Annotated in this window: 24 protein-coding genes; 20 read left to right on the top strand and 4 right to left on the bottom strand. The window is 55.3% G+C overall.

Going from position 1 to position 25397, the window contains the following annotated elements:
* Positions 1-52: 52 nt before the first annotated feature.
* Positions 53-805: a phospholipid-binding lipoprotein MlaA gene (mlaA, locus tag ACJ9Y9_RS16665; RefSeq protein ID WP_028016194.1), complete on the top strand. Its 753-nt coding sequence runs from the start codon at positions 53-55 to the stop codon at positions 803-805.
* Positions 806-848: 43 nt separating this feature from the next.
* Here mlaA and fadL read toward each other — a convergent pair whose 3' ends face one another.
* The gene (gene fadL, locus ACJ9Y9_RS16660) at positions 849-2189 is read right to left on the bottom strand and encodes a long-chain fatty acid transporter FadL (RefSeq protein ID WP_080282771.1); all 1341 of its coding nucleotides are present in this window, start codon (positions 2187-2189) and stop codon (positions 849-851) included.
* Positions 2190-2561: 372 nt separating this feature from the next.
* On the opposite strand from fadL, the gene ACJ9Y9_RS16655 reads away from it, so the two are divergent.
* From ACJ9Y9_RS16655 to sixA, 4 genes are all read left to right on the top strand, one after another.
* Entirely contained in the window at positions 2562-2846 is a 285-nt protein-coding gene (locus ACJ9Y9_RS16655; protein WP_028016196.1) for a YfcZ/YiiS family protein, read from the top strand.
* 184 nt (positions 2847-3030) lie between these two features.
* A complete protein-coding gene (gene fadI / locus ACJ9Y9_RS16650; protein WP_028016197.1) occupies positions 3031-4341 on the top strand; it encodes an acetyl-CoA C-acyltransferase FadI in 1311 nt (436 codons plus the stop codon).
* Positions 4341-6488, top strand: coding sequence for a fatty acid oxidation complex subunit alpha FadJ (gene fadJ, locus ACJ9Y9_RS16645; protein ID WP_028016198.1), 2148 nt, complete (start codon positions 4341-4343; stop codon positions 6486-6488). Before fadI ends, fadJ begins: the two co-directional genes overlap by 1 nt.
* A 209-nt stretch (positions 6489-6697) precedes the next feature.
* Positions 6698-7183, top strand: a complete 486-nt coding sequence (gene sixA / locus ACJ9Y9_RS16640) for a phosphohistidine phosphatase SixA (RefSeq protein WP_028016199.1) — start codon at positions 6698-6700, stop codon at positions 7181-7183.
* A 48-nt stretch (positions 7184-7231) separates the two neighbouring features.
* On the opposite strand, the gene smrB is transcribed toward sixA, so the two are convergent.
* Positions 7232-7783 carry an endonuclease SmrB gene (gene smrB / locus ACJ9Y9_RS16635; RefSeq protein WP_028016200.1) on the bottom strand — a complete coding sequence of 184 codons (552 nt, stop codon included), beginning with the start codon at positions 7781-7783 and terminating at the stop codon, positions 7232-7234.
* A 145-nt stretch (positions 7784-7928) separates the two neighbouring features.
* Here smrB and prmB point away from each other — a divergent pair, with 145 nt between their 5' ends.
* Genes prmB through ACJ9Y9_RS16605 form a run of 6 tightly spaced genes read left to right on the top strand, consistent with a single transcriptional unit; the run spans position 7929 to position 12480 of the window.
* Positions 7929-8861, top strand: coding sequence for a 50S ribosomal protein L3 N(5)-glutamine methyltransferase (prmB, locus tag ACJ9Y9_RS16630; protein ID WP_008502612.1), 933 nt, complete (start codon positions 7929-7931; stop codon positions 8859-8861).
* Positions 8862-8921: 60 nt separating this feature from the next.
* Positions 8922-10007 (top strand): chorismate synthase, encoded by a 1086-nt coding sequence (aroC, locus tag ACJ9Y9_RS16625; protein ID WP_028016201.1) that lies wholly within the window; start codon positions 8922-8924, stop codon positions 10005-10007.
* A 2-nt stretch (positions 10008-10009) separates the two neighbouring features.
* On the top strand, positions 10010-10834 hold the full coding sequence (gene mepA, locus ACJ9Y9_RS16620; protein WP_028016202.1) for a penicillin-insensitive murein endopeptidase: 825 nt from the start codon (positions 10010-10012) through the stop codon (positions 10832-10834).
* Positions 10834-11646, top strand: coding sequence for a sulfite exporter TauE/SafE family protein (locus ACJ9Y9_RS16615; RefSeq protein WP_028016203.1), 813 nt, complete (start codon positions 10834-10836; stop codon positions 11644-11646). Before mepA ends, ACJ9Y9_RS16615 begins: the two co-directional genes overlap by 1 nt.
* Positions 11643-12188, top strand: a complete 546-nt coding sequence (locus tag ACJ9Y9_RS16610) for an elongation factor P hydroxylase (RefSeq protein WP_028016204.1) — start codon at positions 11643-11645, stop codon at positions 12186-12188. Before ACJ9Y9_RS16615 ends, ACJ9Y9_RS16610 begins: the two co-directional genes overlap by 4 nt.
* A gap of 13 nt (positions 12189-12201) precedes the next feature.
* A complete protein-coding gene (locus tag ACJ9Y9_RS16605; RefSeq protein ID WP_028016205.1) occupies positions 12202-12480 on the top strand; it encodes a YfcL family protein in 279 nt (92 codons plus the stop codon).
* A gap of 45 nt (positions 12481-12525) precedes the next feature.
* Here ACJ9Y9_RS16605 and mnmC read toward each other — a convergent pair whose 3' ends face one another.
* Positions 12526-14523 carry a bifunctional tRNA (5-methylaminomethyl-2-thiouridine)(34)-methyltransferase MnmD/FAD-dependent 5-carboxymethylaminomethyl-2-thiouridine(34) oxidoreductase MnmC gene (gene mnmC, locus ACJ9Y9_RS16600; protein ID WP_028016206.1) on the bottom strand — a complete coding sequence of 666 codons (1998 nt, stop codon included), beginning with the start codon at positions 14521-14523 and terminating at the stop codon, positions 12526-12528.
* Between the two features lie 158 nt (positions 14524-14681).
* Here mnmC and fabB point away from each other — a divergent pair, with 158 nt between their 5' ends.
* Positions 14682-15899 (top strand): beta-ketoacyl-ACP synthase I, encoded by a 1218-nt coding sequence (gene fabB, locus ACJ9Y9_RS16595; RefSeq protein WP_028016207.1) that lies wholly within the window; start codon positions 14682-14684, stop codon positions 15897-15899.
* A gap of 207 nt (positions 15900-16106) precedes the next feature.
* Entirely contained in the window at positions 16107-17285 is a 1179-nt protein-coding gene (locus ACJ9Y9_RS16590) for an MFS transporter (RefSeq protein WP_028016208.1), read from the top strand.
* Between the two features lie 42 nt (positions 17286-17327).
* Here ACJ9Y9_RS16590 and flk read toward each other — a convergent pair whose 3' ends face one another.
* Complete coding sequence (gene flk / locus ACJ9Y9_RS16585; RefSeq protein WP_028016209.1) at positions 17328-18332, bottom strand: flagella biosynthesis regulator Flk; 1005 nt, start codon at positions 18330-18332, stop codon at positions 17328-17330.
* 113 nt (positions 18333-18445) lie between these two features.
* Here flk and pdxB point away from each other — a divergent pair, with 113 nt between their 5' ends.
* The 7 genes from pdxB (at position 18446) to dedD (ending at position 25250) form a co-directional block, all read left to right on the top strand.
* Positions 18446-19582, top strand: coding sequence for a 4-phosphoerythronate dehydrogenase PdxB (gene pdxB / locus ACJ9Y9_RS16580; RefSeq protein ID WP_028016210.1), 1137 nt, complete (start codon positions 18446-18448; stop codon positions 19580-19582).
* A 67-nt stretch (positions 19583-19649) separates the two neighbouring features.
* Positions 19650-20663, top strand: coding sequence for an aspartate-semialdehyde dehydrogenase (locus ACJ9Y9_RS16575; protein WP_028016211.1), 1014 nt, complete (start codon positions 19650-19652; stop codon positions 20661-20663).
* A complete protein-coding gene (truA, locus tag ACJ9Y9_RS16570; RefSeq protein ID WP_028016212.1) occupies positions 20663-21475 on the top strand; it encodes a tRNA pseudouridine(38-40) synthase TruA in 813 nt (270 codons plus the stop codon). The genes ACJ9Y9_RS16575 and truA overlap by 1 nt, the downstream gene beginning before the upstream one ends.
* A gap of 28 nt (positions 21476-21503) precedes the next feature.
* Positions 21504-22163: a DedA family protein gene (locus ACJ9Y9_RS16565; protein ID WP_028016213.1), complete on the top strand. Its 660-nt coding sequence runs from the start codon at positions 21504-21506 to the stop codon at positions 22161-22163.
* A 154-nt stretch (positions 22164-22317) separates the two neighbouring features.
* On the top strand, positions 22318-23223 hold the full coding sequence (gene accD / locus ACJ9Y9_RS16560; protein ID WP_003861408.1) for an acetyl-CoA carboxylase, carboxyltransferase subunit beta: 906 nt from the start codon (positions 22318-22320) through the stop codon (positions 23221-23223).
* A gap of 70 nt (positions 23224-23293) precedes the next feature.
* Complete coding sequence (gene folC / locus ACJ9Y9_RS16555; protein WP_028016214.1) at positions 23294-24562, top strand: bifunctional tetrahydrofolate synthase/dihydrofolate synthase; 1269 nt, start codon at positions 23294-23296, stop codon at positions 24560-24562.
* The gene (gene dedD, locus ACJ9Y9_RS16550) at positions 24552-25250 is read left to right on the top strand and encodes a cell division protein DedD (protein ID WP_028016215.1); all 699 of its coding nucleotides are present in this window, start codon (positions 24552-24554) and stop codon (positions 25248-25250) included. Before folC ends, dedD begins: the two co-directional genes overlap by 11 nt.
* Positions 25251-25397 lie beyond the last annotated feature (147 nt).

Here is a 25397-nt window from a genome sequence, read left to right as displayed (position 1 = left end):
GCTCCGTTACGGATGGCAATCAACGATAGCCAAACTGAACAGGGAGATATTTATGAAACTTCGGCTGTCGGCGCTTGCGCTGGGTGCGACGATGCTTGTGGGCTGCGCCAGCTCTGGAGAGCAAACGGGACGCTCCGATCCTCTCGAAGGATTTAACCGCTCAATGTATAGCTTCAACTACAACGTGCTGGACCCGTATGTGGTTCGCCCGGTGGCAGTGGCATGGCGCGATTATGTTCCGCAACCCGCGCGTAATGGGTTAAGCAATTTTACCAGCAACCTCGAAGAGCCTGCGGTAATGGTGAACTACTTCCTGCAGGGTGACCCGTATCAGGGGATGGTGCACTTTACTCGCTTCTTCCTGAACTCTCTGTTGGGGATGGGGGGCTTCATTGATGTTGCAGGTATGGCCAACCCGAAACTGCAGCGTGAACAACCGCACCGTTTCGGTAGTACTCTGGGGCATTATGGCGTAGGTTACGGCCCGTATGTCCATCTGCCGTTCTATGGCAGTTTCACCGTCCGTGATGATGGCGGCGATATGGTGGATACGCTGTATCCGGTTCTGTCGTGGCTAACCTGGCCGCTGTCGATTGGTAAATGGACGGTGGAAGGGATTGAAACACGTGCGCAACTGCTCGACTCTGATGGTCTGCTGCGTCAGTCTTCTGACCCGTATATTATGGTTCGCGAAGCGTACTTCCAGAATCATGACTTTATTGCCAACGGCGGTAAGCTGAAGCCGGAAGAGAATCCAAACGCGAAGGCCATCGAAAACGAATTAAAAGACATTGATTCGCAGTAAATAAAAAAGGTGAGCGATGCTCACCTTTTTTGATCCCGCGCGATTAGAACGCGTAGTTGAAGTTAGTACCGAACAGCCAGGCTTTACCTTCAGAACGGAACTCGTACGGACCTTCTTTGATGGTCACGGACTGACCGTGCATGTAAGAGGCACCTACGTCAACAGAAGCATCTTTATTGAACGCATAAGTCGCACCTGCGCTCAGCCAGAAGCGGTCCTGATCCGGGATAGAAATGGAACGTGTCTGAGCCGGAACCGGGCTATCATCAAAGGCAATACCGGTACGGAAGGTCCAGTTAGTATCGTAGTAGTAGGTGGTACCCAGCGCGATACGATAAGAGTCTTTGAAGCTCTCATCCTTATAGAAAAGCGTCTGGCCATTAGAGCCGGTCGCTTTCAGCTCCTGGAACTGACTCCAGCTGGTATAAGCCATGCTGTAGTGAATTGCCCATTGTGGCGCAACCTTGTTGTAACCTGAAACTTCCCACATTTCTGGCAGGTTAAGCGTCAGAGAGCCCGGAATAGTTCTGCCACCAGTTGGATACGGGAAACCTGGGACGGCGGTGTTCATGTTGCTGTTGTAATCTCCGTCGAAGTCGATTTTAACTTCAGAACGGTAGGTCAAACCCCAACGGTTGTTTTTATCCAGCTCATACAGAATACCCGCGTTCCAGCCATAACCCCACTCGCTGCCTTTCAGGCGTGCAATTTGGGTGTCGGCAGGGATGGCGGCCAGTTGTTTGGCTTTGGCGATGGCGGCCGGGCGTGCTGCCGCAGGCAGGTTTGGTACCTGAGAGAGAATCTGACCGGCAGCCAGCATACCGGCGTCACCTGCATAGCGCTCGATTTTAGCATCGGCGTAAACCGCATCAAAACCAACACCAAAGCTCCAGTTGTCGTTCAGACGATAAGCGCCGCTCAGGTTCAGGTTTACGGTTTTCAGGTCAGTTTTACCGCCCATTGTGCCCGCTGCATAGTTATCGCCATATTCAGTCGCCAGACCAAAGTTAGAGGTCACTGATGCCCCCCAACCAAACTGGTCGTTAATAGGTGCAACAAAATGTACGTTTGGAACCCAGGCGCTTGGGGCGATGTTGTCCGCATTCAGGCTCTTACCGGACGGCGATTTACCAGAGATATTAACATCCGGGTCAATATAGACGGCACCAGCAGAGAACGTTGGGCGGTCAAACATCATAATCAGTGCCGGGTTACGGCTCGCGTTACCCGCATCATCAGCGATGGCGCCTTCCCCGGAATATGCGCGGCCAAGGCCAGAGGAAGAAAATTCGTTTAACTGAAAGCCCGCTGACCATGCGGAAGTGGATACGAGTGCCACTGCGACTGCCAGCGCAGTCTTGTTGAACAGGGTTTTCTGGCTCATGACCATAACCTCATTGAGTTATTTTTATTCAATAATTGTTACATACCGTAACAGGAGCGCGAAGTGTAGGGTCTGAGGTATGACAGACAAATCAGACCAGTGGCCAGAGTATAGGTCTGACCAGCCAGAATGTTGCAAGTTTGTTTATTAATATTTTCAAACATGTTTCTTGAAACGAGATCTGCTTGGCAAAAATGTGACCATCGCGACTCACCCAAAAGGGTGGTTTTTGTTTTAGATCATTTTTTAGTGTGATATTGGTCACTTATCCGATTTTACGCCATTAACGGCTGGAGAGAGCCAGCGTCGGGGCGTAAAATATCAGCATCGTGTTTATCTCGCGTCCTGCGCGAATACAGAGGAAATTGAGCTATGAGTAAATGCAGTGCTGATGAAACCCCGGTTTGCTGCTGTATGGATGTTGGTACCATCATGGACAACTCCGATTGCACCGCCTCTTACAGCCGTGTATTCACCAACCGTGCCGAAGCGGAAGAGACACTGACCGCGCTGAGCAAACGTGCGCGTGATGTGGAATCCGAACCGTGCGACATTAAGTCTACCCTCACCGAAGTGGAAGGCGGCGTGAAGCTGGATATCGACTTTGTGTTCGCCTGCGAAGCAGAAACGCTGATTTTCCAGTTGGGTCTGCGTTAATCTTTTTTGCCCGGTGTCATTCCTCACAAATGCCTCTGCCATGCAGGGGCATTTTCTTTTTCTTCTCTGTGTTTTAGCTCGCACTTTTTCGTTTCCCTGATTGGCTGAATGTAAAAAAATGGTTAAGACTAGTATCAGGTCAGACCACTTTATGTTTGCGCAAAAAATTTTACAGGGGAGTGTTATGAGTCAGGCATTACCGCTTATTACCCGTCAGGGCGATCGCATTGCCATTGTCAGTGGATTGCGTACGCCATTTGCACGTCAGGCAACGGCATTTCATGGCATACCGGCTGTTGACCTGGGGAAAATGGTGGTGGGGGAGATGCTGGCTCGCAGCGAAATTCCGCCAGAGGTCATCGAACAGCTGGTTTTCGGTCAGGTCGTGCAGATGCCTGAAGCACCCAATATTGCGCGGGAAATCGTCCTCGGTACCGGAATGAATGTCCATACTGATGCCTACAGCGTCAGCCGCGCGTGCGCGACCAGCTTCCAGGCTGTAGCTAACGTGGCTGAAAGCCTGATGGCGGGCACCATTCGTGCCGGTATTGCTGGCGGAGCGGACTCCTCTTCGGTACTGCCGATCGGGGTCAGCAAAAAGCTGGCGCGCATCCTGGTTGACGCAAACAAAGCCCGCACAACCGGACAGAAGCTCAAACTCTTCTCTCGTTTACGCCTGAGGGATCTCATGCCTGTACCTCCTGCCGTTGCGGAATATTCCACGGGTCTACGCATGGGTGATACCGCCGAGCAGATGGCGAAGACCTATGGCATTACCCGCGAGCAGCAGGATGCGCTGGCCCACCGTTCACATCAGTTGGCAGCGAAAGCCTGGTCTGAAGGTAAACTGGCTGATGAAGTGATGACCGCTTATATCCCGCCATATCGAGAACCGCTTGCGGAAGATAACAATATCCGCGGCACCTCGACGCTGGCGGATTATGCAAAACTGCGCCCTGCGTTTGACCGCAAACATGGCACGGTAACCGCGGCTAACAGTACGCCACTGACGGACGGCGCTGCTGCGGTGATCCTGATGACCGAATCCCGCGCGAAAGAGCTGGGTATCACCCCCCTGGGCTATTTGCGCAGCTACGCTTTTACCGCCATTGATGTCTGGCAGGACATGCTGTTAGGGCCTGCCTGGTCCACGCCGCTGGCACTGGATCGCGCAGGGCTGACGCTGGCTGATTTAACCCTGATTGATATGCACGAAGCCTTTGCCGCACAAACCCTGGCAAACGTGCAGTTACTGGCAAGCGAGCGTTTTGCGCGAGATGTGCTGGGCCGTGCCCATGCCACTGGTGAAGTGGATCAAAGCAAATTCAACGTGCTGGGCGGCTCTATCGCCTATGGTCATCCGTTTGCCGCCACAGGGGCGAGGATGATCACGCAAACATTACACGAGCTACGTCGCCGTGGCGGCGGGTTTGGCCTTGTTACCGCCTGTGCGGCGGGGGGCCTTGGTGCAGCAATGGTTCTGGAGGCTGAATAATGGATATGCCATCCGCATTTAATCTGACGGTTCGCCTCGATAACGTCGCCGTTATCACTATTGATGTGCCTGATGAAAAGATGAATACCCTGAAGGCTGAATTTGGTGTTCAGGTTCGCGCGATGCTAAAGCAGATCCGTGAAAACAAGGCCATTCGTGGCCTGGTGTTTATCTCTGCTAAGCCGGACAACTTTATTGCCGGAGCCGACATTAACATGATCGCCCGTGCGCAAAGTGCTCTGGAAGCCGAAGAGCTGGCGCGTCAGGGCCAGCAGGTGATGGCGGAGATCAACGCTCTGCCGATCCCGGTGATTGCCGCGATCCACGGCGCATGTCTGGGCGGAGGACTGGAGCTGGCGCTGGCCTGTCATAGCCGTATCTGTACCGATGACGCAAAAACCATTCTGGGTCTGCCGGAAGTGCAGTTAGGACTTCTGCCAGGCTCAGGCGGAACGCAGCGTCTGCCACGCCTTGTGGGGGTCAGCACTGCACTCGAAATGATCCTGACGGGTAAGCAACTGCGTGCCCGCCAGGCCCTGAAAGCCGGCCTGGTTGATGAAGTGGTTCCTCATTCCATTTTGCTGGAGGCTGCCGTCGAACTGGCTCTGAAAGGACGCCAGGCTAAACGTCCTCTACCCGTTCGTGAACGCGTTCTGGCCGGGCCGTTGGGACGTGCTTTGCTGTTCAGTATGGTGGGTAAAAAGACTGAGCAGAAAACCAAAGGCAACTACCCGGCGGCGAAGCGAATTCTTGAGGTTATTGAAACAGGGTTATCACAGGGCAGCAGTAGCGGCTATGCCGCTGAGGCTAAAGCCTTCGGTGAACTGGCGATGACGCCGCAGTCGCAGGCACTGCGCAGCATTTTCTTTGCCAGCACTGAGGTGAAAAAAGATCCGGGTAGTGAGGCTAAACCTGCTCCGCTACGCGCCGTTGGCGTACTGGGTGGTGGGCTAATGGGCGGCGGAATATCTTTTGTTACCGCAAGCAAAGGTAAATTGCCTGTACGTATCAAAGACATCGCTGCGAAAGGGATCAACCACGCGCTGCAGTATAGCTGGCAGAACCTTGATCAGAAGGTCAAACGCCGCCATATCAGGGCAAGCGAGCGTGATAAAACCCTGGCGATGATCTCCGGTACGACGGATTACAGTGGTTTTGCGCATCGCGATCTGGTGATTGAAGCCGTGTTTGAGGATCTGGCGCTTAAGCAGCAGATGGTGGCAGACGTTGAGCTACATTGCGCCCCGCACACCATTTTTGCCTCAAACACGTCGTCATTGCCGATTGGTGATATCGCGGCGAAAGCCGTGCGTCCGGAGCAGGTGATTGGCCTGCACTTCTTTAGCCCGGTAGAAAAAATGCCGCTGGTGGAAGTGATCCCGCATGCCACAACCAGCCCGCAAACCATTGCCACCGTGGTGAAACTGGCCAAGATGCAGGGTAAGACACCGATCGTTGTGGCGGACAAAGCCGGTTTTTACGTTAACCGCATTCTGGCTCCCTATATTAATGAAGCCATGCGGTTGCTGACAGAAGGCGAGAAAATCGAGCACGTCGACGAGGCGCTCGTCAAGTTTGGTTTCCCTGTTGGGCCAATCCAACTTTTGGATGAGGTGGGAATAGACACCGGAACTAAAATTATACCTGTGCTGGAAGCCGCTTATGGCGATCGTTTTACCCCGCCTGCAAATATTGTTTCTGCAATTTTGAAGGACGATCGCAAAGGCAGAAAAAATGAACGCGGTTTCTATCTTTACGGCGCGAAAGGGCGTAAAAGCAAGAAACAGGTCGACCCTTCTGTTTATGGGCTTATTTCGACCGCCGGTCAGGGAAAACTGTCTGCCGTTCAGTGTGCTGAACGGTGTGTGATGATGATGCTCAATGAAGCGGCGCGCTGCTTTGGTGAGCTGGTTATCAGGAGCGCGCGTGATGGTGACATCGGCGCGGTATTCGGCATTGGTTTCCCGCCGTTCCTTGGCGGCCCGTTCCGTTACATGGATACGCTTGGTGCGGGTGAAGTGGTTGCTATCCTGCAACGTTTGGCCTCGCAGTATGGTCCACGGTTTACACCGTGTGACGAATTATTGCAGATGGCGGAACAGGGCCAGACATTTTGGCCTGTAAGGGAAACTGTCCTCGTAAGTTGAGGTCAAAGAAGGGTAAATCCTGAAGTGAATGAACCTGTTCTGGCGATTTTGTAAACAGAGATTGACTATACTTACGCCATTGAGGTAAAAAACAGCGTTTCATTCACCGAATGGATCAGGCACAATGCCCGGCCATCGGGTTTTCTACCTCTCAGCAGTTATCGCGGGTAGTTAACGCCGGTGATTCTGGTTAACAAAAGCGGTGCAATATGCAAGTTTTTATCATGCGTCACGGCGACGCGGCACTCGATGCCGCCAGTGACTCAGTACGTCCTTTGACCGTCTGTGGCTGCGACGAATCTCGTCTGATGGCGACCTGGCTTAAAGGTCAAAAAGTGGACATCGAACGCGTTCTGGTGAGTCCGTTCCTGCGTGCTGAACAGACGCTGGACGTGGTAGGGGAGTGTATGAACCTGCCTGCGAGTGTGGACGTTCTCCCTGAACTCACCCCGTGTGGCGATGTAGGCCTTGTCAGCGCTTATCTTCAGGCACTGTACAATGAAGGTGTCGCTTCCGCGCTGGTCATTTCCCACCTGCCACTGGTTGGCTATCTGGTATCTGAGCTTTGCCCGGGCGAGACCCCGCCGATGTTCACGACATCCGCCATTGCCAATGTCACGCTCGACGAAACGGGCAGAGGTACCTTCAACTGGCAGATGAGTCCGTGCAACCTGAAGATGGCAAAAGCGATCTGATGTGACGTGTGCTATAGCGGGGAGCAGAGTATGCTTCCCGCTGTTCTGTCAGGGTAATTCTGGCGGCTGCCACTCTTCTACTTCAATCAACACCAGCAATGCGGCATCTCCGCCGTACTCTTTGGGTGCCTGATGAAAAGCCATTACGTGCGGATGTTGAGCCAGCCACAGGGGTGTTTGTTGCTTGAGAATATGTTTGCCGTGGCCGTGCATCACGCAAGTGCAAAAAACATGTTCACGGCGACAGGCCGCAATTAAAGCTCCCAGCTCTTGCTTCGCCTGCATCTGCGTCAAACCATGCAGATCGAGAAACAGCTCGGGTGAATAATCCCCACGGCGTAGTTTCTTCAGCTCAAAATGGCTGACGTCTTCACGTACATACTTCACCGCCCCTTGCGTATTGAGCAGCGGCTGAAATTCATCTGAAAAATAGTGGCTGTTATCCGCCTGCTCCTGCAGCAGCCGTTTGACCGGTACTTCGCTGATTTTTTTACGCTGTGGGCGATGGACAATAGTGTCCTGAGCGATTTTACGCGTCCCGGTCATCAGCTGTCGGAAGAGCGCCTGATCCTCCTCGCTGAGCGATGTTTTCTTTTTCATTTGTCATTCTCATCTCGTATTTCCGATAGTGTACCCGACTAAACGCATTTTTTAACCTCAAGCGGCACGCGTCATTGCTGATTTATCGCCGTCTTCATGGCAAACTAGCCGCCGAAAATTATGCGAGCATGCCCTGGAGGAAAGAGTGGATAAAATTTTTGTCGATGAAGCAGTAAACGAGCTGCATACCATACAGGACATGTTGCGCTGGTCGGTTAGCCGCTTCAGCGCCGCCAATATCTGGTACGGTCACGGTACCGATAACCCGTGGGATGAGGCTGTTCAGCTGGTGCTGCCGTCTCTCTATCTGCCGCTGGATATTCCTGAAGACATGCGCACCGCACGCCTGACCTCAAGCGAAAAACACCGCATTGTTGAACGTGTGATCCGCCGCGTGAACGAGCGTATTCCGGTCGCCTACCTGACTAACAAAGCCTGGTTCTGCGGCCACGAGTTCTATGTCGATGAGCGCGTGCTGGTGCCGCGCTCGCCAATTGGCGAGCTGATTAATAACCACTTTGAAGGTCTGATCGGCCATCAGCCGCAACACATTCTGGATATGTGTACCGGCAGTGGCTGCATCGCCATCGCCTGCGCGTATGCTTTCCCGGAAGCGGAAGTGGACGCAGTGGATATCTCCACCGACGCGCTGGCTGTCACCGAGCACAACATTGAAGAACATGGTTTGATTCACCACGTTACGCCAATTCGCTCCGATCTGTTCCGCGACCTGCCAACGTTGCAATACGATCTCATCGTCACTAACCCGCCGTACGTTGATGCGGAAGACATGTCCGATCTGCCGAACGAATATCGCCATGAGCCGGAACTGGGTCTGGCTTCGGGTTCTGACGGCCTGAAGCTGACGCGTCGCATCCTGGCCTGCGCGCCGGATTATCTGACCGACGACGGTGTTCTGATTTGTGAAGTAGGCAACAGCATGGTACATCTGATAGAGCAGTACCCGGATGTGCCGTTCACCTGGCTTGAGTTCGACAACGGCGGTGACGGCGTCTTTATGCTGACCAAAGCGCAGCTGCTCGACGCGCGTGAACACTTCAGTATCTATAAAGATTAATCCAGCGGGCTTCGGCCCGTTTCACAACGCTCAAACACAAACAACAACATCGGAGCCGTGATGGCAGGAAACAGTATTGGACAGTTATTCCGTGTGACCACTTTTGGTGAATCACACGGGCTGGCATTGGGTTGTATCGTTGACGGCGTCCCGCCAGGCATCGAACTGACCGAAGCCGATTTACAGCACGACCTCGACCGTCGTCGTCCGGGCACTTCTCGCTACACCACGCAGCGTCGCGAGCCGGACCAGGTTAAAATTCTCTCCGGCGTCTTTGAAGGCCGTACCACCGGGACCAGCATTGGTCTGCTGATCGAAAACACCGATCAGCGTTCTCAGGACTACGGTGCTATCAAGGACGTGTTCCGCCCAGGCCATGCCGACTACACCTACGAGCAAAAGTACGGCTTCCGCGACTATCGCGGCGGTGGACGTTCTTCCGCGCGTGAAACCGCGATGCGCGTGGCCGCAGGGGCGATTGCCAAGAAATACCTGCAGCAGAAGTTTGGCATTGTGATCCGTGGCTGTCTGACCCAGATGGGCGACATTCCGCTGGCCATCAAGGACTGGGAGCAGGTTGAACAGAACCCGTTCTTCTGTGCTGATGCCGACAAGCTGGAGGCGCTGGACGAACTGATGCGCGGCCTGAAAAAAGAGGGCGACTCCATTGGTGCGAAAGTCACCGTGATGGCGGACGGCGTCCCGGCTGGCTGGGGTGAGCCGGTATTTGACCGTCTCGACGCCGACATCGCCCACGCGCTGATGAGCATTAACGCGGTTAAGGGTGTAGAGATTGGCGACGGTTTTGACGTGGTTCAGCTTCGTGGCAGTCAGAACCGCGACGAAATTACGAAAGCTGGTTTCCAGAGCAACCATGCGGGTGGCATTCTCGGTGGGATCAGCAGCGGGCAGCAGATTGTTGCCAACATCGCACTGAAGCCGACCTCCAGCATCACCGTGCCGGGCCATACGATTAACCGCGATGGCGAAGAAGTTGAGATGATCACCAAAGGACGTCACGATCCGTGCGTGGGGATCCGCGCGGTGCCGATCGCCGAGGCGATGCTGGCTATCGTGCTGATGGATCACTTCCTGCGCCAGCGTGCGCAGAATGCGGATGTGACGACCACCATTCCACGCTGGTAAACATGAAAAAGACCGCAATTGCTCTGCTGGCGCTGCTCGCCAGTGGAGCCAGTCTGGCCGCGACGCCATGGCAAAAAATCACCCACCCGGTGGCGGGGAGCGCGCAGTCCATTGGTGCCTTTTCGAACGGCTGTATCGTCGGTGCCCAGGAGCTTCCGCTGCAGTCCGATACCTACCAGGTGATGCGTACCGATCAGCGTCGTTATTTCGGTCACCCGGATCTGGTGTTGTTCATCCAGCGTCTGGGGAACCAGGTGCATAACCTGGGATTGGGCACGATGCTGATTGGCGATATGGGGATGCCCGCCGGCGGTCGTTTTAACAGTGGGCACGCCAGTCACCAGACAGGGCTGGATGTCGATATCTTCCTGCAACTTCCGAAGGCGCGCTGGAGTTCTGCCCAACTGCTAAAACCGCAGGCGCTGGATCTGGTGGCAAGCGACGGAAAAAACGTTGTGCCTTCGCTGTGGTCGCAGGATGTGTTCAGTTTGATCAAGCTGGCGGCAAAAGATAACGACGTCACGCGGATTTTCGTCAACCCGGCTATCAAACAGCAGCTCTGCCTGGATGCCGGAACCGATCGCGACTGGCTGCGCAAAGTCCGCCCGTGGTTCCAGCACCGTGCGCACATGCACGTGCGTCTGCGCTGCCCGGCGAACAGCCTGGAATGTGAAGATCAGCCGCTACCGCCATCGGGCGATGGCTGCGGATATGAACTGCAAAGCTGGTTTGAGCCAGCCAAACCTGGAACCTCTAAGCCTGAGAAGAAGACACCGCCTCCGTTGCCGCCTTCCTGCCAGGCGCTACTGGATGAGCATGTACTTTAATGGATAATTTCGTCGATCTGTTTATGGTGTCGCCGCTGCTACTGGTGGTGTTGTTCTTTGTGGCCATGCTGGCCGGTTTTATCGATGCTCTTGCGGGCGGCGGCGGGCTGTTAACCGTACCCGCGCTACTGGCGGCGGGCATGAGCCCGGCTCAGGCTCTGGCCACGAATAAGCTGCAGGCTTGCGGCGGTTCACTCTCGGCATCGCTCTATTTTATCCGCCGTAAGGTGGTGAGCCTTGCCGATCAGAAGCTCAATATCCTCATGACCTTTATCGGCTCGACGTCGGGCGCGCTGCTGGTCCAGCACGTGCAGTCCGATATTTTGCGCCAGATCCTGCCGATTCTGGTCATCTGCATCGGGCTTTACTTCTTGCTGATGCCAAAACTCGGTGAAGAAGATCGTCAGCGTCGACTGCACGGCTTGCCGTTTGCTCTGATTGCCGGTGGCTGTGTGGGTTTTTACGACGGTTTCTTCGGCCCGGGCGCCGGTTCATTTTATGCGCTGGCGTTCGTGACGCTAGCCGGGTTTAACCTTGCCAAATCCACTGCCCATGCCAAAGTGCTCAACGCGACCTCAAACCTTGGTGGCCTGTTGCTGTTTATCATCGGGGGCAAGGTTATCTGGGCAACCGGGTTTGTGATGATGGCGGGGCAGTTCCTGGGCGCGCGTGCAGGCTCGCGTCTGGTGTTAAGCAAAGGACAAAAACTTATCCGCCCAATGATTGTTATCGTCTCGGCGGTAATGAGCGCCAAACTTCTTTATGACAGCCATGGACAGGAGATCCTCACCTGGTTGGGGATGCACTCATGAACAGTACGCATAAATACGAACAGCTGATTGAGATTTTTGACGGCTGTTTTGCTGACGATTTTAATACCCGTCTGATTAAAGGCGACGACGAACCGATCTATCTTCCCGCTGATGCTGACGTGACGTATAACCGCATCGTCTTTGCTCACGGTTTTTACGCCAGCGGGTTGCACGAGATTTCGCACTGGTGCATCGCCGGAAAAGCGCGTCGCGAGCTGGTGGACTTCGGCTACTGGTACTGCCCGGACGGACGTGACGCCGCAACGCAGGGGCAGTTTGAAGATGTTGAGGTTAAACCGCAGGCGCTGGAATGGTTATTCTGCGTCGCGGCGGGTTTCCCGTTCAACGTGAGCTGTGACAACCTCGAAGGCGACTTCGAGCCAGACCGTATCGTGTTCCAGCGCCGCGTTCATGCGCAGGTGATGGAATATCTTGAGAAAGGCATTCCGGAACGTCCGGCGCGTCTGATCGAGGCTTTACAGAATTATTACCACACGCCGGCGATCGCGGCGGAATGCTTCCCCTGGCCGGAAGATCTTTAACTGAGGAAAGAAGATGATCGCAGAATTTGAATCACGCATTCTGGCGTTAATTGATGACATGGTGGAACACGCCAGTGATGATGAGCTGTTCGCCAGCGGTTATCTGCGTGGTCACCTGACGTTAGCCGTTGCTGAGCTGGAGGCCGGGGACGATCACACTGCCGAGGCCGTTCATGATGAAGTGACCCGCAGCCTGGAGAAAGCTATTCAGGCAGGAGAACTCTCTCCGCGCGATCAGTCACTGGTGCTGGGTATGTGGGACAATTTGTTCCAGCAGGCGAAAGCGAAGTAATTGTTTTCAGCCCTCTCCCGCAGGGAGAGGGCTCCAGACCACAGCCTACTTAACCTTTTTCCCCTTCAGCAGTTTCCGCACCCACAGTCGGTTTGGATTAAGCCCTGCAAGCGTAACCCTGTCCAGCGGAATCGGCTCTTCGCTCATTTGCGCGGCCAGTACTTCAGCCAGCAATGGCGCTGAACATAATCCCCGCGAGCCTAGCCCCCCCAGCATAAACAGGTCCGGATACACCGGTGTACTCACTGCAGTATCTTTGTTTTCCGCAAGATCCTGATAAGCCTCCAGTGTTGCTTCATAGTCCGGTACGTTACCCGCCATAGGCAGATGGTCGCGGGTGGCGCAGCGCACGCCGCAGCGCGCTTCCCCCTCGCTGATGTCAACCTCTTTCGCCCACGCAGCATCCGGGAAACAGTCAATCAGTCGCTGGCGGTTTTGCTGTTGGTCCGCATCGCTGTAGTGCATATCCGTTTCGCCACGATGGTAGCTGGCGCCGATGCAGTGATGGCCGTTAGACGGGTTTTGTGGCGTCAGATAGCCGTCATAGCACAGCACCTGACGCAGCTTGCTCAGTTCGGGCGCGGTCGGGATATGGCTCACCTGGCCGCCGACCGGATAAACTGGCAACGTCTCTGTCTGAACAAACTGACTGATGTAATGCCCGTTTGCCAGCACAACGCTGGCATGGCTCGCCTCTTTGCCATCGGCAAAACGAAGATTCCAGTGAGCTGTGCGGCTCAGCGATTCAACTTTGTGAGCATAATGTGCCGTCAGCCCGTGTGATTGCGCCAGAGCAATGACCGCCGCGGTCAGTTCCGCCGGGCACAGCCAGCCGCCGAGCGGATACTGAATGCCTCCACAGCCGGTGTCCACGCCAGCGGTGTCTGCCACCTCTTGCGTACTTACCGCGCGGGCAATTTCGTCAGGCAGACCCAGCGACAGCATCTGCGTGATTTTTTGCTGGCTCTTTTCATCCCAGCCGAGCTGCGTCACGCCGCACCAGTCATGGTCGAATGCCACTGGCAGGGCGTCATACAGATGACGAGCGAAGATAAAGGCTGCCGGGAAAAACTGACTCAGTGCGGGATCGTGAGCGCTTAAAAGGGGATAGAGCGCCCCCTGACGGTTGCCGGAAGCACCCTTTGCTGGCGTTTCGTCAGCACAGTAGAGTGTCACCTGCCAGCCCCGGTGGAGAAGGGCGAGAGAAAGCAGGGCGCTGGCGATCCCTCCGCCGACTATCGCCACTTCGCGCGATGCGCTGGCGCGGCGTGCAAACCAGGGCGCCTGAGCGGGAATGTCCAGCGTCTGATCCATCCTGCCGACCAGCATGTCGCGCTTGCGGCCAAAACCTTTGGTCTTCTGCATGGTAAAGCCCGCTTCCTGCAACCCCCGGCGGACAAACCCTGCCGAGGTAAAGGTAGCGAGCGTTGCGCCCGGGCGCGCCAGCCGCGCCATCGCGGTGAACAGATGCTGACTCCACATATCCGGGTTTTTGGCAGGCGCAAAGCCGTCCAGGAACCATGCATCTACCTTCTGATTCATCGAATCATCGAGCTTATCGGTCAGTTCATTGATGTCGCCAAGCCACAGATCCAGTGTGATGCGTCCGCCGTCCAACAGTAAACGGTGACAGCCCCCAATATGAGGCGGCCACTGCGCCTGAAGCTGCTCTGCCCACGGTGCAAGTTCCGGCCAGTGCTGATGGGCGAGCCGCAGATCGTGCGCCGTGAGCGGGAATTTTTCGAAACTGATGAAATGTAATCTTTGTAGCGTAGCCTCAGGGTGTGCAGCGTGAAACTGATCGAACGCCTGCCAGAGGGTCAGAAAATTCAGCCCGGTACCGAAGCCGCTCTCGGCGACCACGAACAGATTCCGCGGATGTACAGGGAAGCGAATGCTGAGCTGGTTTCCGTCGAGGAAAACATAGCGGGTTTCTTCCAGTCCGTTATCATTAGAAAAATAGACGTCATCAAAATCTCGGGAAACAGGTGTACCCTCAGCGTTGAATTCGAGGTTGGCGGGTTGTATAGCATTTTGTTTCACGTAAGTTACTCGTCTGACAGGCAGTGGCACGATCTTAACGATGTGAGCCCATCGGTGCAAATTTCCGCAGAAAATGGCTGATCGGACTTGTTCGGCGTACAAGTGTACGCTATTGTGCGACTCGAAACTTACTATAGTGCGACTTACAGAGGTATTGAATGAAACGTGCAGTGATTACTGGCCTGGGCATTGTCTCCAGCATCGGTAATAACCAGCAGGAAGTCCTGGCATCTCTGCGTGAAGGACGCTCCGGGATCACTTTCTCTGAAGAGTTTAAAGATTCAGGTATGCGCAGCCACGTATGGGGTAACGTCAAACTGGACACCACCGGTTTGATTGACCGCAAAGTGGTTCGTTTCATGAACGATGCCTCTATTTATGCTTATCTCTCCATGCAGGAAGCGATCAAAGATTCCGGCCTGAGCGAAGAGGTTTATCAGAACAACCCGCGCGTGGGTCTGATTGCCGGTTCCGGCGGCTCATCAAAAGCGCAGGTATTCGGTGCTGACGCAATGCGTAGCCCGCGTGGTCTGAAAGCGGTAGGTCCGTACGTGGTAACCAAAGCCATGGGTTCCGCGGTTTCCGCGTGCCTGGCGACTCCATTCAAAATTCACGGTGTGAACTACTCCATCAGCTCCGCGTGTGCGACGTCTGCACACTGCATCGGTAATGCTGTTGAGCAGATCCAACTGGGTAAACAGGACATCGTATTTGCTGGCGGCGGCGAAGAGCTGGGCTGGGAAATGGCCTGTGAATTCGACGCAATGGGCGCACTGTCCACCAAGTACAATGAAACCCCGGATAAAGCATCCCGTACCTATGATGCGCACCGTGACGGATTCGTTATCGCTGGCGGCGGCGGTATGGTTGTGGTTGAAGAGCTGGAACATGCGCTGGCACGTGGCGCGCACATCTATGCTGAGATCGTGGGCTACGGTGCAACGTCTGATGGCGCTGACATGGTTGCGCCATCTGGCGAAGGCGCGGTACGCTGCATGAAGATGGCGATGCACGGTGTTGATACCCCAATCGACTACCTGAACTCCCACGGTACCTCTACTCCGGTAGGCGACGTGAAAGAGCTGGGTGCAATCCGTGAAGTCTTCGGCGACAACAGCCCGGCAATCTCCGCGACCAAAGCGATGACCGGACACTCTCTGGGTGCGGCTGGCGTGCAGGAAGCGATCTACTCTCTGCTGATGCTGGAAAACGGCTTTATCGCCCCAAGCATCAACATCGAAGAGATGGACGAGCAGGCTGCTGGCCTGAACATCGTGACCAAACCAATGGACGCGACGCTCACCACCGTCATGTCCAACAGCTTCGGTTTCGGCGGCACCAACGCCACGCTGGTGATGCGCAAGCTGAAAGCATAAGATTTATGTTTGATTCAGAAAGGGAGCCATAAGGCTCCCTTTTTTATGCATTGACAACTGGCTGATCTGACAGGCAAACTTCACCACTCAACATTATCCTCACGATAATGCGTAAGCGTTTAACGTCAACCAACGCACCTTAATCCTGATAATCAGGTAGAGGGGGCGTGGCATTTCCCCGCCTTACTCTTCATTTCGGAGTAAAGCATGACTGCAACAACTCAAACAGAAACAACCCCTTCAGCGAACGTCTCGCTGTTCCGTATCGCCTTTGCCGTATTTCTGACCTATATGACCGTTGGCCTGCCGTTGCCGGTGATCCCGCTGTTCGTTCATCAGGAACTGGGCTATGGCAACACCATGGTCGGTATTGCCGTGGGCATTCAGTTTTTAGCCACGGTATTAACGCGTGGATACGCCGGTCGTCTGGCGGATCAGCACGGTGCTAAACGTTCCGCACTGCAGGGGATGTTTGCCTGCGGGCTGGCAGGTGGTGCGTGGCTGCTGGCTGCTCTCCTGCCGGTCGACGCCGCGTATAAATTTGCGCTGCTGGTGCTGGGCCGTTTAATCCTCGGCTTTGGTGAAAGCCAGCTGCTGACCGGTACCCTGACCTGGGGTATGGGTCTTGTGGGGCCTGCGCGTTCCGGAAAAGTGATGTCCTGGAACGGTATGGCCATCTATGGCGCGCTGGCCGCGGGCGCACCGCTTGGACTGCTGATCAATAGCCAGTTTGGATTTGCGGCGCTGGCTGCCACCACCATGCTGTTACCGCTGCTGGCGTGGGCGTTTAACGGTTCGGTCCGTAAAGTACCTGCCCATAAAGGGGAGCGTCCTTCCCTGTGGAGCGTGGTTGGTCAAATATGGCAGCCGGGTCTTGGCCTGGCGCTGCAGGGTGTGGGATTTGCGGTGATTGGTACGTTCGTCTCGCTGTATTTCATGAGCCGTGGCTGGGCGATGGCGGGCTTTACCCTCACTGCCTTTGGCGGCGCATTTGTGCTGATGCGAGTGCTGTTCGGCTGGATGCCGGATCGTTTTGGCGGTGTGAAAGTGGCGGTAGCGTCGCTGATGATAGAAACCGTTGGCTTGTTGCTACTGTGGAACGCACCGGTCGCTTCTGTTGCACTGATCGGCGCAGCACTCACCGGTTGCGGTTGTTCACTGATCTTCCCGGCGCTCGGCGTTGAAGTCGTGAAGCGTGTTGCCCCGCAGGTACGCGGTACAGCATTGGGCGGCTATGCGGCGTTTCAGGATATCTCATACGGTGTCACCGGGCCGCTGGCGGGGCTGTTAGCCACTTCGTTTGGCTATCCGTCAGTGTTCCTGGCGGGAGCGGTTTCTGCGGTGGTTGGTATTGTGGTGACGCTGGTGGCGTTTCGCAGGACTTGAGCCGTTGTTGGCCCGGTAAGCGCAGCGCCACCGGGCAAAACCTCAGGCAACCAGCCAGAAAATCGCCAGCGCAATCATCAGCGCAATAAACAACAGCCCCGGACGGGCAGACAGCGTTCTGAAGGTCTCCACGACCGGTGCAAACAGCGGGTTGTAGATCGGCTGAATATCCCTGACTTCCGGCACGCCGCCTTCACGCTCGGCGCGGCGGATAAAGATCTGATTCAGCAAATCCTGCACCTGCGCGGTGGTCAGTACCGTTTGCGGCGTGGCCTGCCAGGTCTGCTGGGCGTAATCCCGAATCACCTCAAACTCATGCGGCTCAAGCGGCTGTTTCAGTGCCGCCTGGAGCGTATGCAGGGTAGGGGTACTCTGGGCACTCAGCGTCTGACGGGCCTGTAGCCAGGTCACCAGATGGGTAAACTGTTTCGCCGGGATCAGCTCGCCCGCTTTCACGCCGGAAAGCTCCAGCATCGACTGCCAGATAAGCTTCGTTGACTCGCCGGTGGCGGCGGCCAGTTTGGTCACCATCTGGTTCAGTGTATTGTGTTCAGCAGGCAGCAGCGGACGCTCGGTTGACGGACGCTGTTGCGGTTGCGGAATGGTCAGCTGATTGGTTTGCAGCAGCGTCAGCACGGTTTTCAACTGCTCTGGCGTCAACTGACTCAGGGCGGTCTGGCCAAACTGCTGGCGAATGAAATCACTGACCGCCTGTCGGTTATTACCCTGGCCTAACAGCTCGGTGAGCTGTGAGACAATCTGCCGGGTGGTGTGATTTTGTTGTGCGGCGGTTATACGCTGATTCAGATTTTGCTCGGCCGCAGGGAAATGGCGCGACTGCAGCGGTGCATCGTTCCGGACACCTAAATCATGCTTAACCCCGGCCCAGACTTCCGCGTTTTGCTGTGACGTCAGCGCAATCAGGCGCGTGATCAGTCGCTCCAGCACGGTGCGCTGTTGTGTGGATAGCGGTTGTTCACCGGCAACGTTCGGCGTGACAGGGCCTTCACCCGGAGGGCGTGGCGGCGTACCTGAAATGGGCTGCATCGTCAAAAATCCTTAAAGTCAAAACTCAGCGTAAACCTGGCATACGTATATGCCTGGCGGCCAGATTATGGCACACTTGGCAGGTTTTCTTCCTCTCAAACAGGTACTCAGACGTGAAAATCCTCGTTGATGAAAATATGCCTTATGCCCGTGAGCTGTTTAGCCGCCTGGGTAACGTTAAGGCTGTCCCTGGTCGTCCAATCCCGGTTAACGAACTGGATGATGCAGATGCGCTGATGGTGCGCTCGGTGACCAAAGTAAATGAGTCGTTGCTCGCCGGTAAAGCGATTAAGTTCGTCGGGACCGCAACGGCAGGGACCGATCATGTGGATGACAAATGGCTTAAGCAGGCGGGGATCGGTTTTTCCGCCGCGCCGGGCTGTAACGCCATTGCTGTAGTGGAATACGTTTTTTCCTCCCTGCTGATGCTTGCCGAGCGTGACGGTTTTGCGCTGCAGGATCGTACCGTAGGGATTGTCGGTGTGGGTAATGTGGGCGGACGCCTGCAAAAACGTCTGGAAGCGTTGGGTATTCGTACTCTGCTGTGCGACCCTCCGCGCAAAGACAACGGTGAGGAAGGGGATTTCCGCCCGCTGGATGAACTGGTTGAACAGTGCGATGTGATCACTTTCCACACGCCACTGTTTAAAGAAGGGCCGTATAAGTCGCTGCATCTTGCCGACGAAGCCCTGATCCGTTGTCTGAAACCTGGCACTATTCTGATAAATGCCTGCCGCGGTCCGGTGGTGGATAATGCCGCGCTGCTGACATGTCTGAATGATGGGCAAGACCTCAGCGTGGTGCTGGACGTCTGGGAGCCAGAGCCGGATCTCAACGTTGAGCTGCTTAACAAGGTGGACGTGGGTACTGCGCATATCGCCGGTTACACCCTCGAGGGGAAAGCGCGCGGCACGACTCAGGTCTTCGAAGCCTACAGTGCCTTTATTGGGCATCCGCAGCAGGTCGCGCTGGATACCTTACTGCCTGCACCTGAATTTGGCCGCATTACGCTGCATGGTCCGCTCGATCAGGCGACGCTGAAAAGGTTGGTGCATTTGGTGTATGATGTGCGCCGCGATGATGCGCTACTGCGTAAGGTGGCGGGGATCCCGGGTGAGTTTGACAAGCTGCGCAAAAACTATGTTGAGCGCCGTGAGTGGTCCTCTCTGTATGTGATTTGCGATGACGCAAAGGCTGCAACGCTACTGCATAAACTGGGTTTTAACGCCGTTCATCACCCGGCGCATTAATGTCTTCTTAATGCTCCCTGTCGGATACTCCGACAGGGACGCTTTTTTATTTCTGGAGTAAACCACCATGTCTGAAGGCTGGAACATTGCCATTTTAGGTGCCACGGGTGCCGTGGGCGAAGCCCTGCTCGAAACCCTTGCTGAGCGTCAGTTCCCGGTGGGCGATATCTATGCGCTGGCACGTACCGATAGCGCGGGTGAGCATCTGCGTTTCAACAGTAAATCCGTGATGGTTCAGGATGCGGCAGCGTTCGACTGGACGCAGGCGCAGCTGGCATTTTTCGCCGCGGGTGCTGAAGCCACTGCTGCATACATTGAAGAGGCGACCAACGCGGGCTGCCTGGTGATCGACCTGAGCGGTCTGTTCTCCATGGAGCCGGATGTGCCGCTGGTGGTGCCGGACGTGAACCCGTTTGTGCTGGCTGATTACCGTAATCGCAATATCATCGCGGTACCAAACAGCCTGACCAGCCAGCTGCTGACCGCTCTGAAACCACTTATCGACGACGGCGGCCTGTCGCGTATTACTGTCACCAGTCTGCTGTCCGCCTCCGCAAATGGCAAAAAGGCCGTCGATGCGCTGGCCGGTCAGAGCGCGAAGTTGTTGAACGGTATCCCGATTGACGAAGACGATTTCTTTGGTCGTCAGCTGGCGTTCAACATGCTGCCATTGCTGCCCGATCGAGAGGGTTCCGTGCGCGAAGAGCGCCGGATCGTCGATGAAGTTCGTAAAATTCTGCAGGACGACGGCCTGATGATCTCCGCGAACGTCGTGCAGTCCCCGGTCTTCTACGGTCACGCGCAGATGGTAGGTTTTGAAGCGCTGCGTCCGCTGGCGGCAGAAGAAGCGCGCGATGCGTTTGGTCGTGGGGAAGACATTGTGCTTTCCGAAGAGAGCGAGTTCCCGACCCAGGTGGGCGATGCCACCGGTAGCGCGCATCTTTCCGTTGGCTGCGTGCGTAACGACTACGGTATGCCGGAGCAGGTGCAGTTCTGGTCCGTTGCTGACAACGTTCGTTTCGGCGGTGCGCTGATGGCGGTCAAAATCGCTGAAAAACTGGTACAGGAGTACCTGTACTGATGTCAGACGTGGATCAAAAGCCAGTTCATAAAATTGCCCTCGGTATTGAGTACGATGGCAGTAAATACTATGGCTGGCAGCGTCAGAATGAGGTGCGCAGCGTCCAGGAGAAGCTGGAAAAAGCGCTCTCTCAGGTGGCAAACGAGCCAATTAACGTCCTGTGCGCGGGCCGTACGGACGCGGGTGTTCATGGCACGGGGCAGGTGGTTCACTTTGAAACCACAGCCGTGCGTAAAGATGCTGCCTGGACGCTGGGTGTAAATGCGAATTTACCTGGTGACATTGCTGTTCGTTGGGTGAAAGCTGTGCCGGATGATTTTCACGCGCGCTTCAGCGCCACGGCACGTCGCTACCGTTATGTCATCTACAATCAACGTCTTCGTCCAGCGGTGTTAAGCCAGGGTGTGACGCATTTTTATGAACCGCTTGATGCTGAACGTATGCATCGTGCGGCGCAATGTCTGATTGGTGAGAATGACTTTACGTCGTTTCGTGCGGTGCAGTGTCAGTCCCGCACGCCGTGGCGTAATGTCATGCACATAAACGTCAGCCGTTTTGGCGCCTATGTGGTGGTGGATATCAAAGCCAATGCCTTTGTACATCATATGGTACGGAATATTGTGGGCAGCCTGATGGAAGTAGGTGCCGGACACCAGCCGGAGAGCTGGATTGCTGAACTGCTGGCAGCGAAGGACAGAACGCTTGCGGCAGCCACGGCGAAAGCGGAGGGGTTGTATCTGGTCTCGGTAGACTATCCGGATCGGTTTGACCTGCCGAAACCGCCAATGGGCCCGCTATTTTTAGCGGACTAAACAAAGGTGCAATTAGGGCTTAAACAATATGGACGTAATTCGTTTTTTGATTGATTTCATCCTGCATATTGATGTTCACCTGGCAGAGCTTGTCGCGCAATATGGCGTCTGGGTTTACGCTATTCTGTTCCTCATTCTGTTCTGTGAAACCGGTCTGGTCGTCACCCCGTTTTTACCCGGGGATTCGCTGCTGTTCGTCGCCGGGGCGTTATCAGCGTTACCGACCAATGATCTGAATGTACATCTGATGGTTGTGCTGATGGTGATTGCCGCCATTATTGGTGATGCGGTCAACTATACGATTGGGCGAGTATTTGGTGAGCGGCTTTTCAGTAATCCGGACTCGAAAATTTTCCGTCGTAGCTATTTAGACAAGACCCATGCGTTTTATGAACGCCATGGTGGCAAAACCATTATCCTTGCGCGTTTTGTGCCTATTGTGCGTACATTTGCACCGTTTGTGGCGGGAATGGGACATATGTCCTATCGTCACTTTGCAGCATACAACGTGGTTGGCGCGCTGCTGTGGGTTCTGCTCTTTACCTATGCAGGCTACCTGTTTGGCGATCTTCCGGTGGTTCAGGAAAACCTTAAGTTACTGATTGTAGCGATTATTGTGCTTTCTGTACTGCCGGGCGTGATTGAAATTATTCGTCACAAACGTGCGGCGGCGAAACAAACGAAGTAAATGCACACTGGCGGTTCGACCACTTTTTTATCCAAAGTTTCGGGCTGTTATGTTTTAATGTGCAACATTCATGGTCTGTTGGAGGCAAAAATGGCATTATTCGCCTCTTATAGCAAAACTGGCATACGACCAGGTTCAGGCAGAAAGGTTATCAATGAGCTGGATTGAACGAATTAAAAGCAACATTACCCCAACGCGCAAAGCGAGCATTCCTGAAGGGGTATGGACGAAGTGTGATAGCTGCGGCCAGGTTCTGTATCGCGCAGAACTGGAACGCAACCTAGAGGTGTGTCCGAAGTGTGACCACCACATGCGTATGTCGGCGCGTAATCGCCTGCATAGCCTGCTGGACGAAGGTTCTCTGGTAGAACTGGGTAGCGAGCTTGAGCCAAAAGACGTGCTGAAGTTCCGCGATTCCAAAAAATACAAAGATCGTCTGGCCTCTGCACAGAAAGAGACCGGCGAGAAAGACGCGCTGATCGTCATGAAGGGCACCCTGCATGAGATGCCGGTTGTTGCCGCTGCGTTTGAGTTCTCCTTTATGGGCGGCTCAATGGGTTCAGTGGTGGGTGCGCGTTTTGTGCGTGCCGTTGAGCAGGCGCTGGAAGACAACTGCCCGCTGATCTGCTTCTCTGCCTCTGGCGGTGCGCGTATGCAGGAAGCGTTGATGTCTCTGATGCAGATGGCGAAAACCTCTGCTGCACTGGCAAAAATGCAGGAGCGTGGTCTGCCTTACATCTCTGTGCTGACCGACCCAACCATGGGGGGCGTCTCCGCAAGTTTCGCGATGCTGGGCGATCTGAACATCGCTGAGCCAAAAGCGCTGATCGGCTTTGCGGGTCCTCGCGTTATCGAGCAGACCGTGCGTGAAAAACTGCCGCCGGGCTTCCAGCGCAGTGAGTTCCTCATCGAAAAAGGCGCCATCGACATGATCGTCCGTCGTCCGGAAATGCGCCTGAAGCTGGCGAGCATTCTGGCGAAGCTGATGAACCTGCCAGCGCCAAACCCGGATGAGCCGCGCGAAGGCGTGGTGGTACCGGATCAGGAACCCGAGGCCTGATAACTGAAAAGGGCAGGGCCGGTTGGCGCTGCCCTTTTGCTTTCTAAACTGTTAATGACAACCGGGCATCATGGAAAATAAAAGCATTCCCCAAGCCACGTCGCCCCTGGCCGCGTGGCTTTCTTATCTGGAAAACCTGCACAGCAAAACCATTGATATGGGCCTTGAGCGCGTAAGCCAGGTCGCTGCGCGTCTTGATGTGCTGAAACCTGCGCCTTTCGTTTTTACTGTCGCGGGCACCAACGGTAAAGGGACGACCTGCCGTACGCTGGAATCCATTCTGATGGCTGCGGGTTATAAGGTTGGCGTTTACAGCTCTCCACACCTGGTACGCTATACCGAACGGGTTCGCGTGCAGAACAGCGAGTTGCCGGAATCGGCACATACGACCTCGTTCGCGGAAATTGAAGCCGCGCGCGGTGAGATCTCATTAACCTATTTCGAATACGGTACGCTTTCGGCGCTATGGCTGTTCAAGCAGGCGCAACTCGATGTGGTGATCCTTGAGGTCGGACTGGGTGGGCGTCTTGATGCCACCAATATGGTGGATGCAGATGTGGCGGTGGTCACCAGCATCGCGCTGGATCATACCGACTGGCTGGGACCGGACCGTGAAAGCATTGGCCGCGAGAAGGCCGGTGTTTTCCGCGCAGATAAGCCCGCCGTGGTCGGCGAGCCGGATATGCCACACACCATCGCTGACGTGGCAAACGAGAAGGGCGCGCGTCTGCTGCGCCGCGGCGTTGACTGGCAGTATGAAGTGCGTGACAACGCCTGGTGCTTTAGCGATGCACAGGGCGCGCTGGACAACCTGCCTCTGCCGCAGGTGCCACAACCTAACGCGGCAACGGCACTGGCAGCACTGCGCGCCAGCGGCCTCGCGGTCAGCGAGCAGGCGATCCGCGATGGTATACAGAACGCGATTCTGCCCGGGCGTTTCCAGATCGTCAGCGAGTCACCACGTCTCATTCTGGATGTGGCTCATAACCCACATGCGGCGGCTTATCTTGCCGGACGTCTTAAATCGTTACCAAAAACCGGGCGCGTACTGGCAGTTATCGGTATGCTTCATGATAAAGATATCGGCGGGACGCTGGCCTGCATGGAGAGTGTGGTCGATAGCTGGTATTGTGCTCCTCTGGAGGGGCCGCGTGGTGCAACAGCCGAGCAACTGATGGAACATCTTGGCAAAGGCGCAATCTACAATAGCGTGGCCCAGGCCTGGCATGCCGCGATGGCGGATGCTAAACCAGAAGATACCGTGCTGGTGTGTGGCTCATTCCACACCGTAGCACATGTCATGGAAGTGATGGACGCGGGGAGAACCGGTGGCGAGTAAGTTTCAGAACCGTTTAACAGGAACCATTGTGCTGGTCGCGCTCGGGGTGATTATCCTCCCGGGTCTGCTCGACGGGCAGAAAAAGCATTATCAGGATGAGTTTGCCGCTATTCCGCTGGTCCCTAAACCGGGTGACCGCGATGAGCCGGATATGCTGCCTGCGGCAACGCAAGCACTTCCTGCTCAACCACCGGAAGGTGCGGCAGAAGAGGTTCGTGCGGGCGATGCTGCAGCACCGTCGCTCGACCCGTCCCGTCTGGCGGCAACAAGCAACAATGAGATCGACCCAGTGCCGGTAGAGCAGCCTAAACCTGTTGAAAAACCGAAGCCGGTCGACAAACCACAGCCGAAACCACAGCGCGATAAGACAGCAGAACAGCTGGCCGCTGCTTCAGAGACAGCTCCACCAGCGAAACCGGCTCAGCAAGAGGCCGCAGCCCCAACGGGCAAAGCTTACGTTGTGCAGCTTGGTGCGCTGAAAAATGCGGATAAAGTCAATGAGGTGGTGGGGAAACTGCGCAGTGCGGGGTATCGTGTTTACACTTCACCTTCCACGCCGGTGCAGGGTAAAATTACACGTATCCTCGTGGGGCCAGAGGCGTCTAAAGACAAACTGAAAGGTTCGCTCGGCGAGCTGAAGCAGATCTCCGGTCTGAGTGGTGTAGTGATGAGCTACAGCGCTAACTAAGTACGACCTGCTCCTGAAAGAGAGAGGCGATAGGCCACGGCGTTGAACATTTTTTCAGCGCCTTTTTTATTTACGCGCGGGAAGGAAATCCCTACGCAAACGTTTTCTTTTTCTGTTAGAATTCGCCCCGAACTGGATGACAGGGCG

The sequence above is a fragment of the Enterobacter sp. CPE_E1241 genome, assembly GCF_045618265.1.
Taxonomy (GTDB): Bacteria; Pseudomonadota; Gammaproteobacteria; order Enterobacterales; family Enterobacteriaceae; genus Enterobacter; species Enterobacter adelaidei.
Note: the sequence above shows the minus strand (reverse complement) of the source record. Positions and strands in the feature narration are given on the sequence as shown.